This is a genomic window from Paratractidigestivibacter sp., assembly GCF_052362415.1.
Taxonomy (GTDB): Bacteria; Actinomycetota; Coriobacteriia; order Coriobacteriales; family Atopobiaceae; genus Paratractidigestivibacter.
On sequence record NZ_DAWEMK010000061.1, the window covers coordinates 1 to 563 of the forward strand.

Here is a 563-nt window from a genome sequence, read left to right on the forward strand (position 1 = left end):
GAGGGCGACGTGGCGCTCGATGGAAATAAGATCGCCCGCGTGGCCGACCACATCGAGCCCGTTGAGGGCGACGAGGTCGTCGACGTGCGCGGCTGCTGGGTGTTCCCGGGCTTCATCGATGCCCACACGCATCTGCAGTGCTGGACCGGCATGGACTGGACGGCCGATAGCTTCGAGACGGGCACCCGCGCGGCGGCGTGCGGCGGCACCACCACCGTCGTCGACTACGCCACGGCCGACCGTGGCGTGACCATGCCTGACGCCCTCGCCGAGTGGCACAAGCGCGCCGACGGAACCTGCACCGCCAACTATGCCTTCCACATGGCCCTCGCCGAGTGGAACGAGCGCAACCGCCGCGACCTCGCCGTCATGCGCGAGAACGGCGTCTGCTCCTTCAAGACGTACTTCGCCTACGACCACTTGCGCCTCGACGACGCGGACACGCTCGAGGTCCTCGAGGCCTTGAAGCCGCTCGGCGGCATCCTTTGCGTCCACTGCGAGAACGGCACGCTCGTCGACCGCCTTCAGCAGCGCGTCTTCGACTCCGGCGTCACCGGCCCTGA

At 68.4% G+C, this 563-nt stretch carries 1 protein-coding gene; it reads left to right on the forward strand.

Features of this window, described 5'->3' with window-relative positions:
- Positions 1–563: amidohydrolase family protein (locus tag ACT84W_RS06930; RefSeq protein WP_444328680.1), on the forward strand; the 563-nt coding region annotated here is incomplete at both ends.